At 34.2% G+C, this 491-nt stretch carries 1 protein-coding gene; it reads left to right on the plus strand.

What is annotated here, in order from left to right; all coding sequences use genetic code 11:
• Positions 1 to 24 precede the first annotated feature (24 nt).
• Entirely contained in the window at positions 25 to 387 is a 363-nt protein-coding gene (locus H4J75_RS19710; RefSeq protein WP_182223071.1) for a hypothetical protein, read from the plus strand.
• The last annotated feature ends 104 nt before the right edge of the window (positions 388 to 491 follow it).

A 491-nucleotide genomic window follows, 5' to 3' on the forward strand; every position in this document is an offset into this window, starting at 1 on the left:
GGCGTTATATGCACAAGGATATGTATGCGTACTTGGAATGATTTAAGTTTAATTCAAAAATTATTAATTGGTTTATTTATTGCTTTCGCAGCATTTGCGGGACCTGAAATGATGTTTCTAATTGATATAGGTGGTATCGAACTTGCTTTTGGTGCTTTGGCTATGTATTTCAAGCCATTACTTGTTTGGCTCCAACCTAAAATAAACTGGCTTAGTTCACAAATTCAAATTATAAAGATTGGCTTTCTAAATAGCGCAGTTCTTCAACCTAAAGTATTTACAACACATGCAGTTTTTTGCTCAGTTGCAATGATATTAACTGGGTCAATTGTTTTATCGGTGGGATTTTTCTTACCTGCATTATTAGCGAACGGTATGTTAGTGTAATTGTGCATATAACAAGGCATTTAAGCAGGAAAATTTACAGTTGGCTGTTTTCACTGCGTTCAACATTTTAGCCAACTATAAATTTCCTCTTAATGAGGCGTTAT

The sequence above is a fragment of the Colwellia sp. BRX10-1 genome (genome assembly GCF_014077545.1).
GTDB lineage: Bacteria > Pseudomonadota > Gammaproteobacteria > Enterobacterales > Alteromonadaceae > Colwellia_A.

Bases quoted from the DNA above. Each gene is read 5' to 3' on its own strand.
- H4J75_RS19710 (WP_182223071.1), top strand. From the start codon at position 25: ATGCGTACTTGGAATGATTTAAGTTTAATTCAAAAATTATTAATTGGT.